The 25,957-nt window shown below is 53.4% G+C and carries 22 protein-coding genes and 1 pseudogene; 12 read left to right on the plus strand and 11 right to left on the minus strand.

Annotated elements, in window-relative coordinates; translation table 11 throughout:
• Positions 1-21 precede the first annotated feature (21 nt).
• Positions 22-1,437: a DHA2 family efflux MFS transporter permease subunit gene (locus JL661_RS02895; RefSeq protein ID WP_225310120.1), complete on the minus strand. Its 1,416-nt coding sequence runs from the start codon at positions 1,435-1,437 to the stop codon at positions 22-24.
• A 123-nt stretch (positions 1,438-1,560) separates the two neighbouring features.
• On the opposite strand from JL661_RS02895, the gene JL661_RS02900 reads away from it, so the two are divergent.
• Positions 1,561-1,998: a MarR family winged helix-turn-helix transcriptional regulator gene (locus JL661_RS02900; RefSeq protein WP_004240547.1), complete on the plus strand. Its 438-nt coding sequence runs from the start codon at positions 1,561-1,563 to the stop codon at positions 1,996-1,998.
• 70 nt (positions 1,999-2,068) lie between these two features.
• On the opposite strand, the gene JL661_RS02905 is transcribed toward JL661_RS02900, so the two are convergent.
• The 7 genes and pseudogenes from JL661_RS02905 to aroQ all read right to left on the minus strand — a co-directional run bounded on the left by JL661_RS02905 (position 2,069) and on the right by aroQ (position 7,662).
• The gene (locus JL661_RS02905) at positions 2,069-2,392 is read right to left on the minus strand and encodes a hypothetical protein (RefSeq protein WP_062771938.1); all 324 of its coding nucleotides are present in this window, start codon (positions 2,390-2,392) and stop codon (positions 2,069-2,071) included.
• A gap of 428 nt (positions 2,393-2,820) precedes the next feature.
• A pseudogene (fis, locus tag JL661_RS02910) lies at positions 2,821-3,118 on the minus strand (DNA-binding transcriptional regulator Fis).
• Positions 3,119-3,138: 20 nt separating this feature from the next.
• A complete protein-coding gene (gene dusB, locus JL661_RS02915) occupies positions 3,139-4,110 on the minus strand; it encodes a tRNA dihydrouridine synthase DusB (RefSeq protein WP_062771935.1) in 972 nt (323 codons plus the stop codon).
• 291 nt (positions 4,111-4,401) lie between these two features.
• Positions 4,402-5,286, minus strand: a complete 885-nt coding sequence (prmA, locus tag JL661_RS02920) for a 50S ribosomal protein L11 methyltransferase (RefSeq protein WP_032097981.1) — start codon at positions 5,284-5,286, stop codon at positions 4,402-4,404.
• A gap of 77 nt (positions 5,287-5,363) precedes the next feature.
• Positions 5,364-6,713: an acetyl-CoA carboxylase biotin carboxylase subunit gene (gene accC, locus JL661_RS02925; RefSeq protein ID WP_004240542.1), complete on the minus strand. Its 1,350-nt coding sequence runs from the start codon at positions 6,711-6,713 to the stop codon at positions 5,364-5,366.
• Between the two features lie 11 nt (positions 6,714-6,724).
• Positions 6,725-7,186, minus strand: coding sequence for an acetyl-CoA carboxylase biotin carboxyl carrier protein (gene accB, locus JL661_RS02930; protein WP_004236288.1), 462 nt, complete (start codon positions 7,184-7,186; stop codon positions 6,725-6,727).
• A gap of 17 nt (positions 7,187-7,203) precedes the next feature.
• The gene (gene aroQ, locus JL661_RS02935; RefSeq protein ID WP_004236289.1) at positions 7,204-7,662 is read right to left on the minus strand and encodes a type II 3-dehydroquinate dehydratase; all 459 of its coding nucleotides are present in this window, start codon (positions 7,660-7,662) and stop codon (positions 7,204-7,206) included.
• A gap of 1,008 nt (positions 7,663-8,670) precedes the next feature.
• Here aroQ and mreB point away from each other — a divergent pair.
• From mreB to JL661_RS02985, 10 genes are all read left to right on the plus strand, one after another.
• A complete protein-coding gene (gene mreB / locus JL661_RS02940; protein ID WP_218481018.1) occupies positions 8,671-9,693 on the plus strand; it encodes a rod shape-determining protein MreB in 1,023 nt (340 codons plus the stop codon).
• A gap of 113 nt (positions 9,694-9,806) precedes the next feature.
• Positions 9,807-10,928, plus strand: a complete 1,122-nt coding sequence (gene mreC / locus JL661_RS02945; protein ID WP_036416556.1) for a rod shape-determining protein MreC — start codon at positions 9,807-9,809, stop codon at positions 10,926-10,928.
• Entirely contained in the window at positions 10,925-11,413 is a 489-nt protein-coding gene (gene mreD / locus JL661_RS02950; RefSeq protein ID WP_004236292.1) for a rod shape-determining protein MreD, read from the plus strand. Before mreC ends, mreD begins: the two co-directional genes overlap by 4 nt.
• A 47-nt stretch (positions 11,414-11,460) precedes the next feature.
• Positions 11,461-12,072, plus strand: a complete 612-nt coding sequence (locus JL661_RS02955; RefSeq protein WP_049245713.1) for a Maf family protein — start codon at positions 11,461-11,463, stop codon at positions 12,070-12,072.
• Positions 12,069-13,538 carry a ribonuclease G gene (gene rng / locus JL661_RS02960; protein ID WP_004240537.1) on the plus strand — a complete coding sequence of 490 codons (1,470 nt, stop codon included), beginning with the start codon at positions 12,069-12,071 and terminating at the stop codon, positions 13,536-13,538. The genes JL661_RS02955 and rng overlap by 4 nt, the downstream gene beginning before the upstream one ends.
• 78 nt (positions 13,539-13,616) lie before the next feature.
• Entirely contained in the window at positions 13,617-17,396 is a 3,780-nt protein-coding gene (gene yhdP / locus JL661_RS02965) for an AsmA2 domain-containing protein YhdP (RefSeq protein ID WP_062771932.1), read from the plus strand.
• Positions 17,393-18,250, plus strand: coding sequence for a deaminated glutathione amidase (nit1, locus tag JL661_RS02970; RefSeq protein WP_004236296.1), 858 nt, complete (start codon positions 17,393-17,395; stop codon positions 18,248-18,250). Before yhdP ends, nit1 begins: the two co-directional genes overlap by 4 nt.
• Before the next feature lie 3 nt (positions 18,251-18,253).
• Positions 18,254-19,699 (plus strand): metalloprotease TldD, encoded by a 1,446-nt coding sequence (gene tldD / locus JL661_RS02975; protein WP_049245721.1) that lies wholly within the window; start codon positions 18,254-18,256, stop codon positions 19,697-19,699.
• A complete protein-coding gene (locus tag JL661_RS02980; RefSeq protein WP_004236298.1) occupies positions 19,699-20,166 on the plus strand; it encodes a ribonuclease domain-containing protein in 468 nt (155 codons plus the stop codon). Before tldD ends, JL661_RS02980 begins: the two co-directional genes overlap by 1 nt.
• Positions 20,167-20,169: 3 nt before the next feature.
• A complete protein-coding gene (locus JL661_RS02985) occupies positions 20,170-20,466 on the plus strand; it encodes a barstar family protein (RefSeq protein ID WP_004236299.1) in 297 nt (98 codons plus the stop codon).
• Here JL661_RS02985 and yjgA read toward each other — a convergent pair.
• Complete coding sequence (gene yjgA / locus JL661_RS02990) at positions 20,463-21,011, minus strand: ribosome biogenesis factor YjgA (RefSeq protein ID WP_004236300.1); 549 nt, start codon at positions 21,009-21,011, stop codon at positions 20,463-20,465. The two genes, JL661_RS02985 and yjgA, sit on opposite strands and share 4 nt — an antisense overlap.
• A 172-nt stretch (positions 21,012-21,183) precedes the next feature.
• On the opposite strand from yjgA, the gene pmbA reads away from it, so the two are divergent.
• Positions 21,184-22,524, plus strand: a complete 1,341-nt coding sequence (pmbA, locus tag JL661_RS02995) for a metalloprotease PmbA (RefSeq protein WP_004240526.1) — start codon at positions 21,184-21,186, stop codon at positions 22,522-22,524.
• A 63-nt stretch (positions 22,525-22,587) separates the two neighbouring features.
• Here pmbA and JL661_RS03000 read toward each other — a convergent pair whose 3' ends face one another.
• Together JL661_RS03000 and JL661_RS03005 are read right to left on the minus strand one after the other, a co-directional pair.
• Positions 22,588-23,685 (minus strand): ABC transporter substrate-binding protein, encoded by a 1,098-nt coding sequence (locus JL661_RS03000; RefSeq protein WP_062772173.1) that lies wholly within the window; start codon positions 23,683-23,685, stop codon positions 22,588-22,590.
• A 1-nt stretch (position 23,686) separates the two neighbouring features.
• Positions 23,687-25,804 carry a TonB-dependent siderophore receptor gene (locus JL661_RS03005; RefSeq protein ID WP_036416558.1) on the minus strand — a complete coding sequence of 706 codons (2,118 nt, stop codon included), beginning with the start codon at positions 25,802-25,804 and terminating at the stop codon, positions 23,687-23,689.
• Positions 25,805-25,957 lie beyond the last annotated feature (153 nt).

Consider the following 25,957-nt stretch of genomic DNA (forward strand, 5'->3'; position numbering starts at 1 on the left):
CATCAGGGTTAATACAGGTGATTACGCCGCATCATTCTGCGGATGCGGTTTCTTCAGGAAGAAGGCGAAAACCAGTGATAACAGACCGAGCAGCAGGCTCAGCCAGAATACGGCATGGATCCCCGACGCCAGTGCCGCGGTTGCTGTCTGCTGTGTTGCTGCCGCATCACGGTAAAAAGACATCAGAGAGATGGCCGATGCGGTACCGACGGCGCCGGCTACCTGATAAAAGGTATTCCAGACAGCAGAGCCATCAGCATATAACCGGGCGGGTAAAGCACTCATCGCGGTAGTCTGCGCGGGCATAATCACACAGGTGACACCCAGACACAGGAGCATAAAAGCGGCGACAATCTGCCACACTGGTGAGTTCTCCCCGACGGCATACAGAAACAGCGCAGAACTCATCAGCATAAACAGGGAGCCGCAGACCACAAACGGGCGCGAGTCAAACCGGTTATAGAGAAAACCGATAAGTGGTGAGAACAGTACGTTGATAATATTGCCCGGCAGCAGCAGGATCCCGGCCATTGCCGCGCTCAGCATCAGCACATCTTTCAGGAATACCGGAAGAATAATCGCGGCGGAGAGCACACTCATCATGCTCAGGATCATCATGATCAGGCCAATAATAAACAGCGGATTACGGAACACATCCGGGTGGATCATCGGCATCGCCATGTGCGTCTGACGGCGGGCAAATACGGCAAGGCAGAGAACCCCCGCCAGCAGGGAACCCCAGACAGCGGGATCACGCAGGCTGTGTTCCGCCAGGATAGCCAGCCCGTAGATGATGCCGCTGAATCCGGCGGAGGAAAGCAGGAGAGACAAAATATCAATACGCGGTCTGGTGATATCACCAATCGGCGCAATAGACTTCACGGCAAGTAAAATGATGGCGGCATAGACCAGCGCACTGAGCCAGAAAATGGCATGCCAGCTGAACAAGGTGATAATAAAGCCGGAAATTGTCGGCCCCAGCGCCGGTGCCAGGGTAATGGCAATCCCCACCATTCCCATCACCATCCCGCGCTGATAGACCGGGAAAATGAGCAGTGCGGCACTCATCATCACAGGCAATATCACCCCGGTACCGACGGCCTGAATAACCCGCCCCAGAAGCAGTACCGCAAAACCGGGGGCCAGTGCGGCAATCAGACAACCGGCGAGCGACACACACAGCGCCGTGAGGATCAGTACCCTGGTATTAAACCAGCGCACCAGAAACGCCGACACCGGCACAAACACCGCCAGGGTCAGCAGATAGCCGGTCACCAGCCACTGTGCCTGACCGGCGGAGAGAGAGAACTGGCTCATCAGATTGGTGAGCGCCATATTTAATGCGGTTTCCCCGAACAGACCGGTAAATGTCCCGGCCATCAGTACGCTCAGCATCATTTTCGGGTAGCGTACCTGTATTGCTGCCTCTGTAGTCACATTCTTATCCTATTATTTCATCAACCAAGTTGACGAAAAGGAAAGTAACGCACTTTGCGACAATGGTCAACTTAGTTGACGAAGTGTTTTTGGTATACTGCACAAAAAGGAAAGGGGGAGCGCGTGAAAATTGCATTAAACGACCTGGATTTTATTGACCTTATCAGTGAGCGGCACACACTGCTCCGTGAGCGGATTGATGCGCTCTGGAATGTCCGGAGCGAAATTCACATGAGTAATTCGGAGTGGTACATTTTATCGAGGGTGTATGACCAGCCGGTATCCATAGCCGATATTTCCGCGACAGTGACCATCTCCCGTCAGGCGATTCATAAATTCATCCGACAGATGGAAGAGAAGGGATTAATCACCATCTTTGATGTTCAGGGCAGTAAAAAGCTCAAGGGGGTGAAAATGACACCGCACGGGCAGCAATGCTATGACGCTTATGAGGCCATCAAAACCGGATTGTGTGATGAAATTGGTGCTGCTGTCGGACAGGACAATCTCGCGCTGATCGTCCGGTTATTTCAGCAGCCCTGGTTTGATGAGAAACAGTAACGCCTTTTCTGCTGCGCGGAAAAGGCGTTTTCGTTCAGGTATGGTCTGCGGCAGAGAGGCGGGTGAACAGTCAGCGGAGCAGCACATCGGTCAGTGCGGCATCATCCGCCGGGTTCAGCTTTGCGGCTTCTTTCCGGAAATGCTGCCACAACACCCCATTCTGCGCGGAAATTTGCCGGTGCAGTCGCTGTGCTGCTTCCAGCTTGCCGCTGATATCCTGCGGATCCGGAAAACGCGGCAGCGGCTGCCCGTACAGGCACAACAGGTCATCCTGCAGCTGTGAAATTTGTGACGGTACAAAATTCAGTAATTTCCCGCTGTGTATCAATGCCGGGGAATTCTCCGCCTGAACTGCCTGTAATGATTGATGTAATGCCTGCTGCAGTGTGTTCATTTCTCTCTCCTGATATCCGGGCTGCTGTACCGGGGATAGTAGCGGACAGGAAAATCAATGCTTCGCTGCCCGGCGAAATATCTGCGGTTATCATGGAAGAGGAAAAGAAACAGAACACTCCGGTTGTTGCTTTTTAATTGTGCTTATCCCGGGAGAAGGAAAAGGGGGGATTAAAATTTCTCATATAATCATGCATATAAGAAGCTTCCATATAATAATAGATACTGATTATCCATATATAACTCCCTTTATATTCTGAACAGCGGTGCGTACAGAATCCTGTCCGCTGCGCAAGCCGTTACAGTATTATTAAACACAGCGGGGAGAGGAAAAACAATGAGGCAGAATTACTTATGATAAAGGCAACAAAAAAGCCCTTTCAGTTATCCTGAAAAGGCTTTTCGATTCAATGCATTAAACGGTATTACTTAGTTCATGCCGTATTTTTTCAGTTTTTTTACGCAGAGTACCGCGGTTGATACCCATCATCAGGGCAGCGCGGGTCTGGTTACCACGGGTGTATTGCATCACCATGTCCAACAATGGCTGTTCAACTTCAGCCAGTACCAGCTCATACAGTTCATTAACATCCTGACCGTTTAATTGAGCAAAATAGTTCTTCAGTGCTTGCTTAACTGAGTCACGTAACGGCTTTTGAGTTACCTGATCTTGTGAATTTACAGTAGCAACGGTTAGTACGTCAGAATTTACGCGTTGTTCGAACATAGTTCTGTCAGCTCTTTTCTTTATTTACGCAAAAAATTTTCAAAATATGCCTCCAACGCCTCCAGCTGTTCGCCGGCATCCTCAATGGCGTTGAATGTGCGCCGAAACTGAACATCAGGTGCATGTTCCTGCATATACCAGGAAACGTGCTTGCGGGCTATGCGGGCTCCCTTGCTTTGACCGTAAAAGTCGTGCAATTCCCGCACATGCTCACACATTATGCGTTTCACCTCTGCACCGAGCAGGGGCGGCAACAGTTCGCCTGTGTCCAGATAGTGCTGGATTTCCCGGAAGATCCAGGGTCTTCCCTGAGCAGCACGACCAATCATCAGCGCGTCTGCGCCGGTGTAGTCCAGTACTGCTCTGGCTTTAAGCGGGTCAGTAATGTCGCCATTGGCAATAACCGGGATGGCAACAGTCTGCTTAACTGTCCGGATGTTGTCGTATTCGGCTTCACCATTAAACAGACAGGCGCGGGTCCTGCCATGGATCGTAAGAGCCTGAATACCGCAACGCTCGGCCAATTGGGCAATCGTGACACAGTTCCGTTCTTCCGGTGACCAGCCGGTGCGAATTTTCAGTGTGACGGGCACGTCCACCGCATTAACCACCGCTTTCAGAATCTCTTCCACCAGCGCCGGATAACGCAGCAGGGCGGAGCCTGCCAGCTTACGGTTCACTTTTTTTGCCGGACACCCCATATTGATATCGATGACCTGCGCACCACCGGCAACATTAATCTTTGCCGCGGCCGCCATTTCACCGGGATCATTACCGGCTATCTGCACAGAACGGATACCTGGCTCATCACTGTGTACCATGCGTAATCTCGATTTGTCCGTCTTCCAGACCTGAGGGTTGGAAGAGAGCATCTCTGAGACGGCCATACCCGCGCCCATTTCATAGCACAACGACCGGAAAGGCCGATCGGTGATGCCTGCCATAGGGGCCGCGATAAGGCGGTTTTTCAACTGGTATTGTCCGATACGCATAGACGAAGAAGTGTGGCCATACTGTGACTGCAAGGGCGCGTATATTACGCATTTTTTCAAAGATATGAAAGGACAAACTTTGAGCAAATCGACCTTTACGGCGAAATTTTTTTTTATTGCTTTTTTCAGATTTTATTAATTAATGTTTTGTAACAATAAGTTAGCGTAAAATAGCATACAGTGCGGTTTTCTGATTTAATTTTCAGAATAAAATGCGTTTGCGTGAAACTGCTTAAAATATATTCACTGAATCACGCAAATGCACGATTTATATACCAAAAAGTAAGAATATCAGCCGCATTTTGTCGCGGTAATCCGGCACCATTCTTCTTTTTCGGCAATCTCATCAATCTCAAAGACGTCACGGTAAGCATCTGCCACACCTTCCGCCTGAGTGGCGAGCACACCGGATAACCCGAGTAATCCGCCGGCCTGCGGCAGTGCGCCGATCACCGGAGCCAGTTCACGCAGCGGGCCGGCCAGGATATTGGCCACCACAACGTCCGCAGAGAGCGTCTGAGGCTTTTTATCAGAGAGGTAAAGGGTCAGCCTGTCTGAAACGCCGTTGCGCTCTGCGTTGTCCCTGCTGGCCTGAATCGCCTGCGGATCGATATCGATACCGATAGCTTCTTTCGCACCCAGTTTCAGGGCGGCGATCGCCAGGATCCCGGAGCCGCAGCCGAAATCGATCACGGTTTTACCGTTCAGATCCAGCCCGTCGAGCCATTCCAGGCACAGAGAGGTGGTAGGGTGGGTACCGGTGCCGAATGCAAGGCCGGGATCGAGCATCACATTGACCGCATCAGGGTCAGGGATCTCACGCCAGCTCGGGCAGATCCACAGGCGCTGACCGAAACGCATCGGGTGGAAGTTATCCATCCACTCGCGTTCCCAGTCTTTGTCTTCAATCTGTTCGATCTTATGGACAAAGTTTTCGCCGAGCAGCGGGTGCTGCTGTAATTGCGCAACAACGGCTTTCATGTCCGTTTCAGCGTCATACAGGCCGATCACGTCGGTGTCGCCCCACAGGCGGGTTTCCCCCGGCAGCGGTTCAAAAATCGGGGTGTCGTGGCTGTCCTGAAAGGTAACGGAGACCGCACCGGTTTCAGTCAGTTCATCACCGATAACTTCGGCATCAGCACCGGTGGAATTTAATCGTATTTGGATCCAGGGCATAACATACTCTTTATAAAAAGCTCTTTATAAAAAAGCCCCTGTTTGACAGGGGCCTGAGAAAGAAAAGCGACAGAAAATCAGACCTCGTGCAGGCCGAGTTTCTTCTCCAGATAATGGATGTTGGTGCCGCCTTTACAGAAGTTCTCATCATTCATAATCAGCTGGTGCAGCTCGATATTGGTTTTGATACCGTCGATAATCAGTTCCGCCAGCGCATTCTTCATACGGGCGATAGCAATTTCGCGGGTTTCACCATAGGTGATGAGCTTACCGATCATTGAATCATAATACGGCGGTACAGTATAACCGGCGTAAATATGAGACTCCCAGCGGACACCGAAACCACCCGGAGAGTGGAAGCGGGTAATTTTGCCCGGGCTCGGTAAGAAGGTGTGCGGATCTTCGGCATTGATACGGCATTCGATCGCGTGACCTTTTACTTTGATATCTTCCTGTTTCACAGAGAGCGGCAGGCCGGATGCGACACGCAGCTGCTCTTTGATCAGGTCAACACCGGTGATCATTTCAGTAACCGGGTGCTCTACCTGAATACGGGTGTTCATTTCGATGAAATAGAACTCGCCGTTTTCAAACAGGAACTCAAAGGTACCGGCACCACGGTAGCCGATATCGATACAGGCTTTGGCACAGCGTTCGCCGATGCTTTTGCGCAGCGCCGGAGTGATACCCGGTGCAGGGGCTTCTTCCACCACTTTCTGGTGACGGCGCTGCATGGAGCAGTCGCGTTCAGCCAGATAAACAGCATGGCCCTGACCATCCGCCATAACCTGGATTTCAACGTGACGCGGGTTCTCAAGGAATTTTTCCATGTAAACCATGTCGTTGTTGAAAGCCGCTTTGGCTTCGGCTTTGGTCATTGCAATCGCTTCTTCCAGATCTTCATCATTGCGGACAACGCGCATACCGCGTCCGCCGCCGCCGCCGGAGGCTTTGATGATGACCGGGAAACCGATACGTTTGGCAATGGTGTGGTTCAGCGGCATATCGTCGCTGAGCGGGCCGTCAGAGCCCGGCACACACGGAACGCCGGTTTCTTTCATCGCACGGATAGCAGAAACTTTGTCGCCCATCAGGCGGATGGTTTCAGCTTTCGGGCCGATAAACGTGAAGCCGGAGCGTTCAACCTGCTCGGCAAAATCAGCGTTTTCAGATAAGAATCCGTACCCCGGGTGGATGGCCTGTGCGCCGGAAATTTCAGCAGCAGAGATAATGGCCGGGATATTCAGATAACTTTTCGCAGAGGCTGCCGGACCGATACAGATGGTCTCGTCAGCCAGCAGAACGTGTTTTAAATCACGATCCGCAGAAGAGTGAACAGCGACCGCTTTGATCCCGAGCTCTTTACAGGCCCGCAGGATCCGCAGTGCAATTTCACCCCGGTTGGCAATAAGGATTTTTTCCAGCATGATTCGCCCCGTTATTCGATGACGACCAGTGGCTCGTCAAATTCGACAGCATCGCCGTCTTTTAACAGAATTGCTTTAACCACACCGGCTTTGTCAGCTTCGATCTGGTTCATCATTTTCATGGCTTCGACGATGCACAGGGTGTCACCGACATTGACCTGTTTACCGACTTCAATAAAGGCTTTCGCATCCGGGCTTGGTGAACGGTAGAACGTACCCACCATCGGAGAGCGGACCACATGGCCGGCAATCTCTTTTTCCGGCGCCGGATCAGCAAGACCTGCGGATGGTGCAACAGCGGCTGCCAGGGCAGGCTGCTGAACAGGTGCGCTGTATTGCTGTGGTACGGCCATAGCCTGAACCGGTAAAGCGCGGCTGATGCGTACTGACTCTTCGCCTTCAGAAATTTCCAGCTCAGAAATACCGGACTCTTCGACCAGCTCGATCAGTTTTTTTATTTTACGAATATCCATGAGATGATTCCGTACTCTTAGTGTTGAGTTAATTGTGACAGACGGTGAACCGCTGCCTGTAAAGCATAACGGTAGCCTTCCGCACCCAGCCCGCAGATAACGCCGGTGGCGATATCAGAAAGATAAGAGTGGTGACGGAACGGCTCCCGTGCGTGTACATTCGACAGATGGATCTCGATAAACGGGATGCTGACGGCCAGCAGGGCATCACGCAGAGCCACACTGGTGTGAGTGAATGCGGCCGGGTTTATCAGAATAAAATCGGTGTTTCCCCGTGCAGCATGAATTCTGTCGATGAGTTCGTGCTCGGCGTTGGATTGCAGGTGGCTTAGTGTAACGCCACACTGACCGGCATCGCGGGTCAGCGTTGTAACGATATCCGCGAGAGTGAGCGTCCCGTATTTATCGGGTTCCCGCGTGCCCAGCAGGTTAAGATTCGGGCCGTTCAGTAACAATATATGATAACTTTCGGTCATCCTGCTGCCATCTCCTGCAATCTAACGTAAACGCACAAGATAACGCGATGTTAATGTGTTGTCACCTTTTTCTCACCACCGGTAATATTAATTATTACGGAGGAAGGGCGACATTATAAACATTTCATTGCAGTTCGCAGCAAAATACTGGTCTGAACAGACCGGAACCGGCACAAGGCTGACCAGTTAATCATACGTATTATCTGTCTGCATCCTGTATCCGTTTGCTGATAGTAGTCTGCCTGCCGGTCTTTTAACAGGTACGCCCGGAGGTCAGGGTGCTTTTCTGCCGGTGTGCTCACATAACCGGCGTTCCGGAGGCGGATCTTACGTAAGATGAACAGCGCAGGAATAAGCCGTTGTGAATAGTTGTCTGCCGTTGTGGTGCGTTATAGTGCATCCGCACCGGCAGATTGGCAAGTCCCGGAAATATTATGGCGCTGAATACGGACAGAACGGGATATAACGGGTCTGTATCCGGGATACGGATATTTATATTTCAGGTTATTTTGAGATTATTCTGAGTAAAGGGTGCTGCTGATTCATCATAATCCGGTGAATAACCCGGTATTTTTGCCGTCTTATCTGTGATTAAGCAGATGGTTTTAATGCGAAGATAGAGGTAGCGGGCGTCAGGCCGATTGTAAGATTGCGTATATTATATAGAATCCGGTTGAACTTGATGCATAGTTACAGGTCAACTGTTCGGAAGTTTGCAGGAATTAATGAAAAAAGAGGGCAACTGCCGGATTTTTTACATTAATTTTAATCTGCCTGCGCGTATTTCCTCAAATATGTGAAAAAGTCTGCGTTTTTATGCAGCTTTATACTGCGCAGTATATAAAAATTATCTAGAATAGACCGCTCCCTGATGTGATGTGGACACGCTGTTGGCAAGGTGCAATCTGTGGCTTGTCGCAAAGAAACGTGGTTGGTAAAGTAGACGGGTTTTTCCCCGTCCCCGGCTTGCAGGATTATCCTTTTGTATGTTTAAAAAAAATTCGTGGCATGTTTTCCAACGACCTGTCGATTGACCTGGGTACAGCCAATACCCTGATTTATGTCAAAGGACAAGGCATTGTTCTGGATGAACCGTCTGTCGTGGCTATCCGCCAGGATCGTCCGGGTTCAACCAAAAGTGTTGCTGCTGTTGGTCATGAGGCCAAACGCATGCTGGGTCGTACCCCCGGCAATATCGCAGCAATCCGTCCGATGAAAGACGGTGTTATCGCTGACTTTTTTGTGACCGAGAAAATGCTCCAGCATTTTATCAAACAGGTTCACAGTAACAGTTTTATGCGCCCGAGCCCGCGTGTTCTGGTGTGTGTGCCGGTCGGTGCAACCCAGGTTGAACGCCGTGCCATCCGTGAATCCGCGCTCAGCGCCGGTGCACGTGAAGTTTATCTGATTGAAGAGCCGGTTTCGGCGGCTATCGGTGCCGGTTTACCGGTATCAGAAGCGACCGGTTCCATGGTGGTGGATATCGGCGGCGGTACTACCGAAGTGGCGGTTATCTCCCTGAACGGTGTGGTTTATTCCTCCTCTGTCCGCATCGGCGGCGACCGTTTCGACGAAGCTATCATTAACTATGTGCGCCGTAACTATGGTTCACTGATTGGTGAAGCAACCGCAGAACGCATCAAACACGAAATCGGTTCGGCTTACCCGACTGACGAAGTGCTTGAGATTGAAGTCCGCGGCCGTAACCTGGCTGAAGGGGTTCCGCGCGGTTTCACCCTGAACTCCAACGAAATTCTGGAAGCCCTCCAGGAGCCGCTGACCGGTATTGTCAGTGCCGTCATGCTGGCGCTGGAACAGTGCCCGCCGGAGCTGGCATCTGATATCTCCGAACGCGGAATGGTGCTGACCGGTGGCGGCGCTCTGCTGCGTAACCTGGATCGCCTGCTGATGGAAGAAACCGGGATTCCGGTGATCGTCGCGGAAGATCCGCTGACCTGTGTCGCCCGCGGTGGCGGCAAAGCACTTGAGATGATCGACATGCACGGCAGCGATCTTCTCAGTGAAGAATAAGCGGACTCCCGTCCGTTCAATACTGCAGGCCGGGGGAGTCCGCTCCCCCAGCTCGCCGGATACACACTCTGTCTTCCCGGACGGAATTACTGTAGTGCCTGATATCGCATCCTATGAAGCCGATTTTTAGCCGGGGGCCTTCCCTTCAGATTCGCATTGTTGTTGCGGTTATTTTTGCCATCGGACTGATTGTGGTTGATAACCGGATTGATGCTTTTACCAAAATCCGTAACTATCTGGATACGGCGGTCAGCCCGTTCTATTTTTTAGCCAACGGCCCGCGTCAGTTACTGGACGGTATCTCTGATAACTTTGCCACCCGCGAGCAGCTGGAATTTGAAAACCGCGCTCTGCGCCAGGAACTGCTGGTTAAAAGCAGTCAGAATCAACTGCTTGAACAATTTAAGCAGGAAAATGCCCGGCTGCGTGAGCTGCTCGGTTCACCGCTGCGTCAGGATGAGCACATGATGGTCACCCAGGTGATGGCGGGAGCCAACACCCCGTACCGTGACCAGGTGGTGATCGACAAAGGCAGCCGTGACGGCGTGTATGACGGCCAGCCGGTGATCAGTGATAAAGGTGTGGTGGGGCAGGTGATTGCCGTGTCTCAGTTAACCAGCCGTGTTCTGCTGATCTGCGATACCACTCACGCACTGCCGATTCAGGTGCTGCGTAACGACATTCGCGTCATTGCATCCGGCACCGGATGTACTGACGATTTACAGCTTGAACCACTGCCGAACAATATTGATATCCGCGTGGGGGATGTGCTGGTCACCTCCGGCCTCGGCGGCCGTTTCCCGGAAGGTTACCCGGTCGGGATCGTCTCTTCGGTAAAAGTGGATAATCAGCGCGCTTATACCATTATCAGTGCCAAACCGACGGCTGACCTTCAGCGTCTGCGTTATCTGCTCTTATTATGGGGCGGAGACAGCAACCCGCGTGAGCCTTCCGGCCCGTCTGAGGTGTACCGCGCGGCCAACGAACGTATCATGCAGGTTATGCCGCAGGTGATCCCGTCTGTCCAGACGCCGGAAACTGACCCGGCTGCGGCAGCCCCGGACGCACCTGCCGCTCCGGCACCTTCCGCCGGAACGACACCACCGAAACCGGCCGGACCTAAACCCGCACAGCCAAAACCGGCAGACACGCCAGCCACTGCCGCACCGGTCGCTCAGGATCCGGCTGCTGATTCCGCACCGGCCCGGCCGCTGAGGATGAGGCCGCAACAATGAATACCTACCGGGGACAAAACCGGATTATTGTCTGGCTCTCCTTTCTGATAGCACTGGTACTGCAAATCATGCCCTGGCCGGAGCAGATTCAGTTTTACCGTCCGTCGTGGGCGATGCTGTTTCTTATCTACTGGGTGATGGCGCTGCCGCACCGCGTCAGTGTCGGCTCCGCTTTCTTTCTCGGCATGATCATTGACCTGATTGAAGGTTCCACGCTCGGCGTGCATGCCCTGAGCCTGTCTATCGTCACCTATCTGGTCTCATTCAGACATCAGCTGCTGCGCAATATGGCGCTGTGGCAGCAGTCGCTGGTCATTATGGTGCTGTCAGTGCTGATGCAGTTCTTTGTTTTCTGGTCAGAATTTTTATTGTCCGATATTGTGTTTCATCCGGAAGTCTTCTGGAACAGTCTGGTCAATGGTATCTTATGGCCATGGATTTTTTTATTACTGCGTAAGACCCGCCGTCACTTTTCTGTTCATTAATCAGGGAACGGCGGCGTGATACGTTAACAAAACGTCAGGACCCCTGAATGCTGCCGATTTACCTTGCTTCAACCTCTCCCCGCCGCCGGGAACTTATCCGGCTGCTGAATGTTCAGTGTGAAACACTCTCCCCCTGTATCGATGAAATCCGCCGTGACGGTGAACCCGCTGCGGATTACGTGGTACGTCTGGCGCGGGAGAAAGCACAGGCCGGGGTGGCACTGGCAGCAGAAGAGCGGCCGGTTATCGGCTCTGATACCATTGTGGTGCTCGGTGGTGATATCCTGGAGAAGCCCCGCGATGCGGCACATGCCTTTGCCATGCTCAACGCACTGTCCGGCTGCACACATCAGGTGATGACGGCGGTCGCGGTTTCTGATTGTTTCCGGACACTGAGTACATTGATTGTGACAGATGTGACATTCCGCCGGTTATCAGATGACGAAATAAACGAGTATATTCAGACAGGTGAGCCGATGGACAAAGCCGGTGCTTACGGCATCCAGGGCCTGGGCGGGCGCTATGTCCGCAAAATTAACGGTAGCTATCATGCTGTGGTGGGATTACCGTTAGTGGAAACCGAAGAATTAATTAAGCGGTACACGGATACCCTGAACGGGGTTGTACCGGAACATATTGACGGGAAAGAAATACCATGACAGCCGAGCTTTTAGTCAACGTGACCCCGTCTGAAACACGGGTCGCTTATATTACCGGCGGGATCCTTCAGGAAATTCATATTGAGCGCGAGGCTAAACGCGGTATCGTCGGCAATATCTATAAAGGGCGTGTGAGCCGGGTGCTGCCCGGTATGCAGGCGGCCTTTATCGATATTGGCCTGGATAAAGCAGCCTTTCTGCATGCCTCGGATATTATTCCGCATACGGAATGTATTTCCGGGGATGAAAAAGAGAAATTCCGCACCCGCGATATCGGGGAACTGGTCCATCAGGGGCAGGATATTATTGTGCAGGTGGTCAAAGATCCGCTGGGCACCAAAGGTGCGCGTCTGACCACCGATATCACGCTGCCGTCCCGCTACCTGGTGTTTATGCCGGGCGCCTCTCACGTAGGGGTTTCCCAGCGCATTGAGAGCGAAGAAGAGCGCGAGCGCCTGAAAAACATTGTGGCGGGTTATTGTGATGAGGACGGCGGTTTTATTATCCGCACAGCAGCGGAAGGGGTCGGGGAAGAAGAACTGACTTCTGATGCCGCGTTCCTGCGCCGGTTGTGGACCAAAGTTATCCAGCGCAAAAAACGCAATACCACCCGTACCAAAATCTACGGTGAACTGGCGCTGGCACACCGCATTCTGCGGGATTTTGCCGGTGAGTCACTCGACCGCATCCGGATTGACTCCCGCCTGAGCTTTAAAGAGTTACAGGAATTTGTGGATGATTACATCCCGGAAATGACCGCCAAACTGGAACTGTACCAGGGCAGTCAGCCGATTTTTGATCTCTATGATACCGAAAATGAAATCCAGCGGGCGATGGAGCGCAAGGTCGAAATGAAATCAGGCGGATACCTGATTATCGACCAGACGGAGGCGATGACCACCATCGATATCAACACCGGTGCGTTTGTCGGGCACCGCAATCTGGAAGAAACTATTTTCAATACCAATATCGAGGCCACCCAGGCGATTGCGCGGCAGTTACGTCTGCGCAACCTCGGTGGTATCATTATCATTGATTTCATTGATATGACCGATGAGGATCACCGTCGCCGGGTGCTGAGTTCGCTGGAACTGGCGCTGGCCAAAGATCGCGTGAAGACCACTATCAACGGTTTTTCACAGCTCGGACTGGTGGAGATGACCCGCAAACGCACGCGGGAGAGCCTCGAACATGTCCTGTGCGAGAAATGCCCGACCTGTCAGGGGCGCGGCAGTGTCCGCTCGGTGGAAACGGTCTGCTATGAAATTCTGCGCGAGATTGTCCGCGTGCACCATCTGCTGGATGTTGATCGCTTCCTCGTCTATGCCTCACCGGCAGTGACTGAGGCATTGCAGGGGGATGAATCCCATGCCCTGGCAGAGGTGGAGATTTTTGTCGGTAAACAGGTTCAGGTTCGCGCCGAACCGCTCTACAGCCAGGAACATTTTGATGTCGTCATGATGTAATTCATTGGCGGTATACTGCCGGATATAAGCGGATATCCGGTTCCGCCGGCCTTGACAGCTGCAGGAGAAGGAGAGCCAGTGAGGCGACTGCCCGGGATTTTACTGACATGTGTGATTGTGATGGTGATTGCTGCAGCACTGGTGCTCGGCGGTCTGCGCTATCTGTTGCCTCAGATTAATGAATACCGCCCGCAGATCGAACAAAAACTCTCACAAATGACCGGTGCCACGGTCAGAATCGGTGAAATCAGCGGCCGCTGGCAGGGATTCGGCCCGGCGCTGACACTCCGTGACCTGACTGTTACCGCTCCGGACGCGGACATTTCAGCCGAAAAAATCGACCTATCCCTGGATATCTGGCGGACGTTATTCCGTTTTCAGGTCAGTTTCCGTGATCTGACATTCTGGCACATGAAGCTGGATTACAAACAGCCGCTGAGCAGTGACGGCAGCAGTATTGAAACCGATGATGCGATGTCCGGTCTCTGGCTGGAGCGCTTTGATAATTTTGATCTGCGCGACAGTGAAATCCGTTTTCTCACGCCGTCCGGCGATCCTGCCACTTTGCTGGTTTCCCGTCTGTCATGGCTCAATCAGAGCAAACGCCACCGCGCTCAGGGGGAGATCAGTCTCTCCTCGGTGAATAACCCGCGCGGCTGGCTGCAGGTGCGTCTGGATCTGCGGGATGTGAACGGTCTGCTGGATGAGGGAACGGTCTACCTCCAGGCGGATGATATTGATATGACGCCGTGGTTCAGCCGCTGGCTGCGCGACAACACCGGGCTGAACAAGGCCGGTTTCAGCCTGGCCGGCTGGATGACGGTGGAGAAAGGGATGGTCACCCGGGGCCTGGTCAGACTGAACTCCGGCGAGGCGGACTGGCTGGTCGGCAAGGACACGCACACCCTGGAAGTTCAGGATCTTCTGGTGCAGATGCGCCGCCAGGGGGAAGGCTGGCTGTTTAATATCCCGGATCTGCTGAATCTGAAAACTGACGGGCAGCAGTGGCCGGAGGGCAGTCTGTCACTGCTTTATATCCCGCCGTCGGCCAAATACGGCGGCAATCCGCATCTGCGTATCCGCGCCAATGATATTGAGCTGGCGCGTCTGAGCAGCATTGTGCCGACGTTCTCTTTCCTCACCAATGATATTGTCAAAGCCTGGCAGGAGCGCGAGCCGTCAGGTCTTATCCGCGATTTTGCCCTTGATATCACCCCGGCCGCCCCGGAAAACCTCGAACTGGATGTTTCCTGGCAGGATGTCAGCTGGAAAGCACGGGAGGAATTACCGTCGGTATCTCATTTCAGCGGCGTATTGCGCGGCGGGCAGGCACGCGGCATTCTGCGTTTTGCCCTTGATGACAGTGTGCTGGACTACCGCCCGATGTTTACCGCACCGTTGGCGGTATCAGAAAGCCGCGGACAGGTGCAGTGGAATAATACGGACGGCAACTTCAGCCTCTGGAGTGATAATTTAGATCTGCAATCCGGCGCGCTGCGGGCGAACGGCAACTTCCGCTATCAGCATGATAAGGACCGGCCGCCGTCTCTCGGGATCCTCGGCGGCGTGACCCTGACGGATGCCGGGGAAGCCTGGCGCTATTTCCCGGTACCGCTGATGGGGGAATTCCTGAGCGAATACCTGACACAGGCACTGATTGCCGGGAAAGCGGAAAATGCCACGGTGATATTTCAGGGTAACCCGGCAGACTTCCCGTTCCGCAAAAACGAAGGGCAGTTCCAGATTTGGGTACCGCTGCGTGACGCCACCTTTAAATATGATCAGGAATGGCCTGCCCTGATAAACATGGATGCGGATCTGAACTTCCATAACCAGGGTCTGTGGATCAGTGCACAGGAAGCAAAACTGGGCGAGGCCACTGCCCGCAATCTGAAAGCGGATATTCCGGATTTCATGGTTGAGCGCCTCTATATTCAGTCTGATATTGAAGGCAAAGGCGAATCACTGGGTAAATATTTTGATCAGACACCGATGAAAAGCTCTATCGGCAATACCCTGGAGCAGCTGAAAATCGGTGGTGAGGTTAAGGGTGATCTTAAACTGGAAATCCCGCTTAACTTCAATGAGATGGTGCGGGCGACCGGGCATGTTAATCTGAAAAATAATGATATTGATGTGGTGCCGCTCGGCAGCACACTCAAAGGTGTCAGCGGACAATTCCGCTTTGATAACGGCGACCTGGAAAGTGACCGCATCACGGCGCACTGGTTCGGTCAGCCGCTGAATATCCGCTTTACCACCAAAGAAAATCCGTCTGATTTTGCCGTCAATATCGATCTGGACGGTAACTGGCAGATGAAGGGCATCGACGGCATACCGGCGGCCATAAAACAGCACGTAACCGGTTCGTTCCCGTGGACAGGGGTGGTGAACATTGCCCTGCCGCAGAAAGGGGAAATGAGCTACACCGTGGATCTGGAAGGTCAGACCGGCAAACTGACCAGCAGCACCTTACCGGCTGTCCGGCGCTGGGCGGCGGAGAGCGGCACACTGAATGTGCATGCCACCGGGACAGAACACACCCTGAAAGCCGGGGGAACCGTCGGCAAATCGTTCAGCGTCCTGACGGACTGGCGGCTCGGCGATATTCTCACGCTTAATGGTGCGGCAATCGTTCCGGGCACAAAAGTGCCGGAGAAAGTCACGCCGGATGTTATCAGTATTGCCCTGCCGCCGATCAGCGGTGAGGAGTGGGTCGGTGCGCTGGCCGTTGCCGGTCAGAATCACCAGCAGCCTGCCTCACTGAAACTGCCGGGAAATATTGATATTTCCGCCCCGTATGCGGATTTTGCCGGACAGCGCTGGAATCAGGTGAAACTGCGCATTCATCCGCAGGAAAACGGCTGGCTGCTCAGTTCGGATAGTCAGGAGCTGCGCGGGGATATCCGCATTCCGGCTTCCGGACCGTGGCAGGCAAGTATTGATTATCTCTACTATAATCCGGAGTCGATTCAGAATGCGCTGCCGGAATCGCAGCGTAATCAAACCACCAAAACGGATTACCGCGTCGGCAGCTGGCCTGCGGTCACACTGCGCTGTGAAGCCTGCTGGGTAAGCGGCCTGAATATCGGTACGGTGAATGCGAAAGTCTGGCCGGAAAATAATTCATTGGTGCTGGATGCGGCAACCGTCAAAAACAGTGCCAGTGAACTGACACTCAGCGGCCGCTGGGATGCCGGTCCGGAGCCATTGTCGCACTTTAAAGGTCAGTTTAAGGGGCCGGTCTTTGATAATATGGCCGCCTATTTCGGGGTACTGGTGCCTATCACCGGCTCACCGTTCAATGTGGATTTTGACCTGAGCTGGCGGGATGTTCCCTGGTCGCCGGATGTGGCAACCCTGAACGGTATTATCAGCACGTCGCTCGGCAAAGGGGCGATTGAGCGGATGGGCGGCGGTAACGCCGGTAAACTGCTGCGGCTCGTCAGTTTTGATGCATTACTGCGCAAATTACAGCTCGATTTTACGGATACTTTCAGTAATGACTTCGTTTTTGACAGCATACGCGGTAAAGGCGTGATAAAAGATGGTATTTTAAAGACAACCGATACCCGCGTGGACGGATTAATGGCGGATATCAGCTTCAGCGGTTCAGTTTATCTTGTGGAGCGTCGTATTGATATGTCGGTGGTTGTCACACCGGAACTCTCTGCGACGGTCGGGGTGGCGACAGCTTTTGTGGTTAACCCGATAGCCGGAGCGGCAGTCTTTGTGGCCAGTAAGGTACTCGGCCCGCTCTGGAGTAAAATTTCGGTGATACGGTATCACCTGAGCGGCAGTTTAGAAGAGCCGAAGATAGATGAAGTTTTGCGTCAGTTAAAGGAGACCCGGGAATGAAAAACGCAAATGTGGCTTTATTGCAGCTGTGCAGCGGCACAAATATTAAACACAATTTGGCGCAAATCGAACAACAGATCAAACAACTGCCTGATAATATCAAACTGGTGATGACACCGGAAAATGCGCTGATTTTTGCATCAGGCAATACTTATCAGAAGTATGCGGAAGTGCAGGGCGAAGGCCCGCTGCAGTCAGCAGTCGCTGATATGGCGCGTCGTTACGGAGTGTGGATCCTGGTCGGTTCGATGCCGATGATCAGCCGTGAAGACCCGGCACGTATCACCAGCAGCAGTCTGCTGTTTGATGATAAAGGGGAAATCAAAGCCCGTTACGACAAAATTCACATGTTTGACGTGAATATCGATGATGAGCAGGGTTCATACAATGAATCAAAAATCTTCCAGCGCGGCGAGCACATCACCGTGGTGGATACCCCGGTGGGTCGTCTCGGTATGACCATCTGTTATGATCTGCGTTTCCCGGGCCTGTTCCAGGCACTGCGTGAGCAGGGCGCGGAGATTATCTCTGTTCCGGCGGCCTTTACCCGGCTGACCGGTAAATCCCACTGGGAGCCACTGCTGCGCGCCCGTGCGATTGAAAACCAGTGCATTATCCTGGCACCGGCACAGGTCGGTGTACACGGCACCCGCCGCACATGGGGACACACCATGGCTGTTGACGGCTGGGGCAAAGTGATGAAGAAAAATACGGATGCGGTGGCCGCCATCGGCGTGGATATCCGTCCGGACAGCTTAACCTCAATGCGTGAGCAGATCCGCGTGGTGAAACATAACCGTTTCCGCCCGCAGCTGACCTCACTGATTGAGAAAAACACCACAGGTAAAGAGTAAATTATGAGTTTTTCAACTGTCAGCAATCATCTGCTGACCGCCCATGATCTTGATGAACAGGATCTCTTTTCTGTCCTCACACAGTTAGCGGATCGCCATATTGATTATGGCGATCTGTACTTCCAGAGCAGTTTTCATGAAGCCTGGGTGCTGGAAGATAAAATTATCAAAAACGGCTCTTACAATATTGACCAGGGTGTCGGGATCCGCGCCGTCAGCGGCGAGAAAACCGGCTTTGCCTATGCGGATCAGATAAGCCTGACCGCATTACAGCAGAGTGCATCCGCCGCCCGCAGTATTGTCCGTGAGCAGGGTAACGGTAAGGTGCAGAGCCTGCACCGTGTCAATAACACGGCACTCTATGCTGCACTTGATCCGCTGCGCGCAATGCCGCGTGAGGAAAAAATCGCGCTGCTGCACCGCCTTGACCGTGTGGCCCGTGCGGAAGATCCGCGAGTGCAGGAAGTGAATGCCAGCCTGACCGGTGTCTATGAAGAAGTGCTGGTAGCGGCCACTGACGGCACACTGGCGACGGATATCCGTCCGCTGGTGCGCCTGTCTGTCAGTGTGCTGGTGGAAGAGGACGGTAAACGCGAACACGGCGGCAGCGGCGGCGGCGGTCGTTTCGGTTATGAATATTTCCTCGGTACGGAAGACGGTGAGATCCGCGCAGACCATTTTGCCCGCGAAGCGGTGCGCATGGCGCTGGTGAATCTCTCTGCTGTTGCGGCACCGGCCGGGTTAATGCCGGTTGTGCTGGGCGCGGGCTGGCCGGGCGTGTTACTGCATGAAGCGGTCGGTCATGGCCTGGAAGGAGATTTCAACCGCCGTGGTGCTTCGGTATTCAGCGGAAAAATCGGTCAGCAGGTCACATCATCACTCTGTACCATTGTTGATGACGGTACTATCGGTGATCGCCGCGGGTCACTGGCAATTGATGATGAAGGGGTGCCTGGACAGTATAACGTCCTGATCGAGAACGGTATTCTGAAAGGTTATATGCAGGATAAACTCAACGCCCGTCTGATGGGAGTTGACCCGACCGGTAACGGCCGTCGTGAATCCTATGCTCATCTGCCGATGCCGCGCATGACCAACACCTATATGCTGGCCGGCGAAACGTCGCCGGAAGAGATTATCGCCAGTGTGAAAAACGGCCTGTATGCTCCGAATTTCGGCGGCGGTCAGGTGGATATCACCTCCGGTAAGTTTGTGTTCTCGACATCCGAAGCGTATCTCATTGAAAACGGTAAAATTACCAGACCGGTGAAAGGCGCGACACTGATTGGCTCCGGTATTGAAGCCATGCAGCAGGTATCGATGGTCGGTAATGACCTGAAACTGGATAAAGGTGTCGGTGTCTGCGGTAAAGAAGGCCAGAGCGTACCGGTGGGGGTCGGTCAGCCGACGCTGAAACTGGACAGCATTACCGTCGGCGGAACGGCCTGATGATGCAGAAATACGGCACGCTGGTGATTGTTCTGATTGTGGCGGTCTCCGCCTGGCTGGCGGGGTTACCGGGGCAGTTTATCGAAACCCGTCCGTCAGAGCCGGTACCGCAGCATACAGAACAGCCGCAGAGCATTGATGCCCTGACAGCACAGTCACGGGTGGTCAGCTATGTGCAGCAGCACCAGCGTCTGCCGGATTACTATGTGACGAAAAAAGCCGCCCGTGATGCGGGCTGGCAGCCGTCAAAAGGTAATCTCTGTGAGGTGATGCCGGGTAAAGCTATCGGCGGTGACCGTTTCGGCAACCGGGAAAAAGGGCTGCCGGATGCGCCATCACGCCAGTGGTTTGAGGCGGACATAAACTATAACTGCGGCCATCGCGGCAGTGATCGTCTGCTTTATTCCAGTGACGGGCTGATTTATGTCACCACTGATCATTACCGTTCGTTTCAGCAGGCCAATTAACCCATGACACCTGATATCAGCATTGTGCGTTTTGACTTCCGCACCATCCGGACAACAGACGATTTTTATCAGCAATTCAGTGATAAATTTCAGCTGCCGTACTTCGGGTGTAACACGGATGCACTGTGGGATATGCTGACAGGCGGGATTGATCTGCCGGTGATACTGGCGTTTGAACATATTACCGCACGGCAGCGGCGGCTGTTTTCAGCCATTATCGGTACCTGCCGGGATGCGGAAGAAGAGTGGCCGGGGGATATTCAGCTGGTGCTGACCCCCCTGACCATGACGGCGGATTAAGCGCTTTCTGCCAGTTCTTTCAGATACTGGAACAGCTGGCGGTAAGCTTTCGGCGGTTTATTGCCTTCGCGCTCTTTTTTCGCATTACGGATAAGCGCACGCAGCTGCTGGCGATCAAGGTGCGGGAACAGCGCAACGGCTTCTTCCGTCACGGTGTCATCACCGGTGACCAGGCGTTCGCGCAGATCTTCGAGTTTATGCAGCAGGACAACCTGCTGGTTATGGCGGTTTTTCAGTTTGTCGAGTGCCGTGGTAATCGGCTCCGGGTCACGGGCCCGCAGCAGTTTACCGATGAGCTGTAACTGACGGCGCAGACCTTCGCGCTTGATTTTTTGTGCAAGCAGGATGGCTTCGAGCAGTTGTTCATCCAGCGGAATACGTTCCAGCTGGGTTTTGCTCAGTGCAACCAGTTCAGCGCCGAGTTTTTTCAGGACTTCAGCATCGCGTTTAATTTCGCTTTTGCTGACCCAGATTATCTCGTCATCCTCTTCCTCCTGAGGAAGTGCATCGGGTTCTTCAAACCAGTCTTCAGGCTGCTTTGCCATAATAGTATTTCCTGTGGCGAAACACAGAGCGGCGGGTGCCGGATGATCTCTGTGTTTGTGAGTGTTAACATTTGATTATTGCGTATTGTAACCGGGGAAAAGGCCGGATAACACCTATTCAGCTCTCTGATTAGCTGACGGCCCCTTAATTTATTGAATTGGAACCTGATTGATGAATATCACTTCTCAGATTATGGCGCAGCGTACGCGCCTGGAACAAGCGGTTTCGCAGGCACTGAGTATTGCACAGAAAGGGTGTGACAGCGCCGAAGTTGCTGTCAGCAGAACCACCGGGATGAGTGTGAGCACCCGTATGGGTGAGGTGGAGAATGTCGAGTTTAATAGTGACGGCGCACTGGGGATCACGGTATATCATAACCAGCGCAAAGGCAGTGCATCCTCCACAGATTTAAGCGAAGAGGCGATTGCCCGTACCGTACAGGCAGCGATCGACATTGCGAAATATACATCTGAAGATCCGTGTTCGGGCCCGGCAGATCGCGATTTACTGGCTTTCGAGGCTCCGGATTTACAACTGTTTTATCCGTCCGAAGTGAGCGCTGACCAGGCTATCGACTATGCCGCCAATGCGGAAAAAGCCGCACTGAGTGCCGACCCGCGCATCACCAACACAGAAGGCGGCAGCTTTAACAGCCATTACGGCATCCGTGTGTTCGGTAACACGCTGGGTATGCTGCAAAGCTACTGCAGCAGCCGTCACTCCATGTCCGCTTGTGTGATCGCGGAAGAAAACGGCGATATGGAGCGTGATTACGCCTATACCATCGCACGTAAACTGGATGACCTGAAATCCGCACAGTGGGTGGGTGAAGAGTGTGCCCGCCGGACACTGTCCCGCCTCGCACCGCGCAAACTGGCAACACAGAAAGCGCCTGTGATTTTTGCCCCGGAAGTGGCAACCGGTTTGTTCGGGCATCTGGTCGGCGCGATCAGCGGCACCTCCGTGTACCGCAAATCCACCTTCCTGCTCGACAGCCTCGGTAAACAGATCCTGCCGGACTGGCTGACTATCCGCGAACTGCCGCATGTGATCGGCGGACTGGCCTCCACCCCGTTTGACAGCGAAGGGGTCCGGACAGAAGATCGCCTGATTATCGAAAACGGTGTGCTGAACAACTGGCTGATGACCACCTACGCCGCCCGTAAACTGGGGCTGAAGAGCACCGGCCATGCAGGCGGGATCCACAACTGGCACATTGCCGGTCAGGGGCTGGGATTTGACGACATGCTCCGGGAAATGGGCACCGGTCTGGTGGTTACCGAACTGATGGGACAGGGTGTCAGCGGTATTACCGGTGATTACTCCCGCGGCGCATCCGGTTTCTGGGTGGAAAACGGCGAGATTCAGTATCCGGTCAGTGAAATCACCATTGCCGGAAACCTGAAAGACATGTGGGCCAGCATTATCGCCACCGGCGACGATATTGAAACCCGCAGCAACATTCAGTGCGGCTCAGTCTGGCTGCCGGAAATGAGTATTGCGGGGCAGTAAGTGTGTCACTCCCGGAGCCGGAGTGTCCGCCTCCGGGAGTGAAAATGCAGAAAACAGCAGCGATTATCGCGAAAACAGCCAGTAAGTCCCAGTTTCCGGTACAGACAGGAACCGCCGGTTCATTTCATCCAGTGTCTTCTGCGGATCAACATCAGAAAAGAGATCCGGGTGCAGTTCCCGCGCGAAAAACTCCGCTGCCAGCAGATGCCACGGGCTGAGATAAACATGATGCCAGAGTGCGGCGGTCCGTCCTTCCCGGACAGCAGGCAGTGCGGCAATCACCGGATCTTTCTGTAATTGTTCCTGCAGGCTTTGCCGGGCGGTGTCAGGGCGGAGATCCGGCCCCAGTTGTAACTGCCCCCGGTTATCCCTTCCGCCGCTGCCGGTCACCAGATAATATTCCGGATTATCCGACAATACCTGCTCCGGGCTGAGCCGTCCGAAAACACCACTGAACTTCCCTGCTGCAATGTTATCCCCGCCGGAAAAGGCCAGTAAATCGGCCAGATTTCCGGAAGCTGCAGTCGTGCAGCATTCTGCTTTTTTCCCGAGATGTAACTGCAGCAAAACTTTGGGGCGATGCGGATTGTGCATAGCCAGACGGTTGCGGATCACATCCATATGCTGCTGATAAAACGCAATAAAAGCGGCAGTTTTTTCCTGCCGGTTCAGGACTTCGCCCAGTGTTTTCAGTGACGGAACTGTATTCCGCAACGGATCCACCCTGAAATCCAGGTAAATCACCGGAATACCGGCGGCTGCGGTCTGGTGTGCAAACTGCGTTTCATCAGGACGGGTTTTGGCATACACCGGCATAATAATCAGATCCGGTTGCAGGGCGATGATTTTCTCAATATTAAGCTGTGAAAAATTATCGTTCCCGACAATGGTAATATCCCTGATCGCCGGAAATGCAGCCGCATATTTTCCCCATGTCTGCGAATCGAGTCGCTGTAAATCAGCCGGCCACCCGACGACACGCGCCGCCGGATTACCGGTTTCGATCAGTGCCAGGGTATAGAGCATCCTGCTTTCACCGAGTACTATCCGCTGCGGATCATCCGGAACCGTGACTGTCCGCCCGAGACTGTCCGTAACGGTTTTTGCCCCGCACAGCAGCGAAAATGCCATCAGCAGCAGCCCGGAAAAGAGATGTTTCATATCAGAAGTCCACTGAGGCATTCAGGAACAGGGTGCGCGGCTCTCCGGCGATGACACGCAGGTTTCCCGCGCTGGACGCATAGTATTCCCTGTTCAGCAGATTGTTCACATTCAGTTTCAGTTGGGTCTCATGTCCGCTGACAGTCCCGTTCCACGCGGCGAAAGCATCTGTGACGGTATACGCCGGCAGGTAAAAACTGTTTTCCGGATCACCGGCACGTTTGCCGACATAGCGTCCGCCGCCGCCGAAGCGCAGTTCACCCGGTAAGCCCGGTACAGTCAGGGTATGCGTCAGATACAGGCTGCCCATATTGCGCGGGGCATTGACCAGCTGGTTACCGACATTCTGGGGTTTCAGATTATCTTCTTTAATCTGCGTTCTGTTGAGGCTGTAGTTTGCCGCTATCTGCCATCCCGGCGCAAATTCGCCGTTAATTTCCAGTTCCGCACCTTCCGAGCGGGATTTCGGGATATTCCGGTTCAGGCCGTTCATAAAGATGGACATGTCTTTTTCATCAATACGGTAAAGGGCAAAGGTCGTCAGCATCGTTGGTGTTGTCTGCCATTTTGCACCCAGTTCGTATGTCTGACCTTTTTCAGTGGAGGCCACATTGCCGTCATCATCCACCTGTGCGGAAGGGGTGAAGGATTGGCTGTAACTGCTGTAAAGTGCCAGTTCCGGTGTGAGTTTGTAGACGACCCCGGCCTGCGGAACAAATTCAGAACCGCTGTCATTGAGTGTTGTCTGATGGTTTATCCATCCGCTGCTGCCATTTTGCGTATAGCGCTGCAGACGGCCTCCGAGCACGACAATCCACTGGTCATTCAGATGGATACTGTCTTTGGCATAGAGTGAACTGCTGTACACCGTGGCGCGCAGGTTGCTTTTTGCGTCATCGGCGGTTTTATCTGTGGTGACCGGTGATTCGCCGTATACCGGATGGTACATATTGAATTGTTTTGACGGCTTGCCGCGGAAGGACCAGGCTTTGTAGGTTTCGTTCTTTTCGTAATCAGCCCCGAGCGTGATGTCATGCCGCATACCGGCGAGTTCCGGTGTACCGCTGATATCCCAGCCGATATAGGTGGTTTGATGATTAAAGCCACGGTTGGCATCAGCACGGCGGGTAACAATTCCGGTCTCCGGGTTGATAGCCGTCGCGCGGACCTCATTACTGTCGTAGCGGCGCTGCATCCACGCATACTTAATTCCGGTTTCCCAGATGCCGTCAAATTCCTGCCGGTATTCTGCGGTCAGACGTTTATTTTTCCCGTATGCGTGATTAGCGTTGTCATCTATCCGTTCATTATAAGGAATACGGATCGGGCTGCCGCCGATAAAAGCGGTTCCGCGATCGTAAGGCACATCGAATTTATTTTCGGTATAAGCCACATTGAACGAGGCGCTGTCACCGAGCCAGCTCAGGGAAGGCGCCAGCAACGTGTGCTGATCTTCCCCGAAATTGCGCCAGTAATCTTCATGGCGGCGTTCTGCTATCAGCCGGACTGCCACGCCATTGCCGAGAGGGCCGGTCACATCAATCGTACCGGTACCGCCGCCGTTGCTGTTTGTCCGTCCGCTGATGCGTCCCTGCCACTGATACTGTGGTTTTTTGGAGATCAGGTTTATCACGCCGCCCGGATTCAGAATACCGTAAAGCAGGGAAGAAGAGCCTTTCAGAACATCAACACGTTCAGTAGTGGCATCCATCGCCAGCCCCTGGTTGCTGCGTACCCCGTCGATAAACACAGAGCCGTCCGTATTGGAGCCGAAGCCGCGTTTGACAAACCCGTCCTCAATGCCGCCCAGCGTGTTGCCCTGAGTTACACCGCTGACAAACTTCACTGCGTCATCCACTGAAGTGACATTAAAGTCACGGATCAACTGCGGCGTGACAATACTGATGGATTGCGGCGTTTCATTACGCGGGGTCAGTGTTTTCAGAGTGGAATAGACATTATCCCCGCTGTAACTCCCTTCGCGGTCTTGCGGGGCGGCAGTGACAACCAGAGTATCATCGGCGGCAACCGCATGAAAAACAGGAATAAAGATAAAGGGGAATGTCAGCACAAACCGAGAACAGCAATGCGGTCTGCGTAAATGCGCAGCAGATTTCATGTGTGAGTCTCAATATCAGAAGAATAAACAGCCAAAATAAAAACGGAATGATATTGATAATGATTACTATGCGCAATAATTTTTGTGATAATCATCCGTGAAGGGCGAGGCGGAAATAAAAATGCCGCAGCGGAAGAAGCCGCTGCGGCATGA

The sequence above is a fragment of the Morganella morganii genome (assembly GCF_019243775.1).
GTDB lineage: Bacteria > Pseudomonadota > Gammaproteobacteria > Enterobacterales > Enterobacteriaceae > Morganella > Morganella morganii.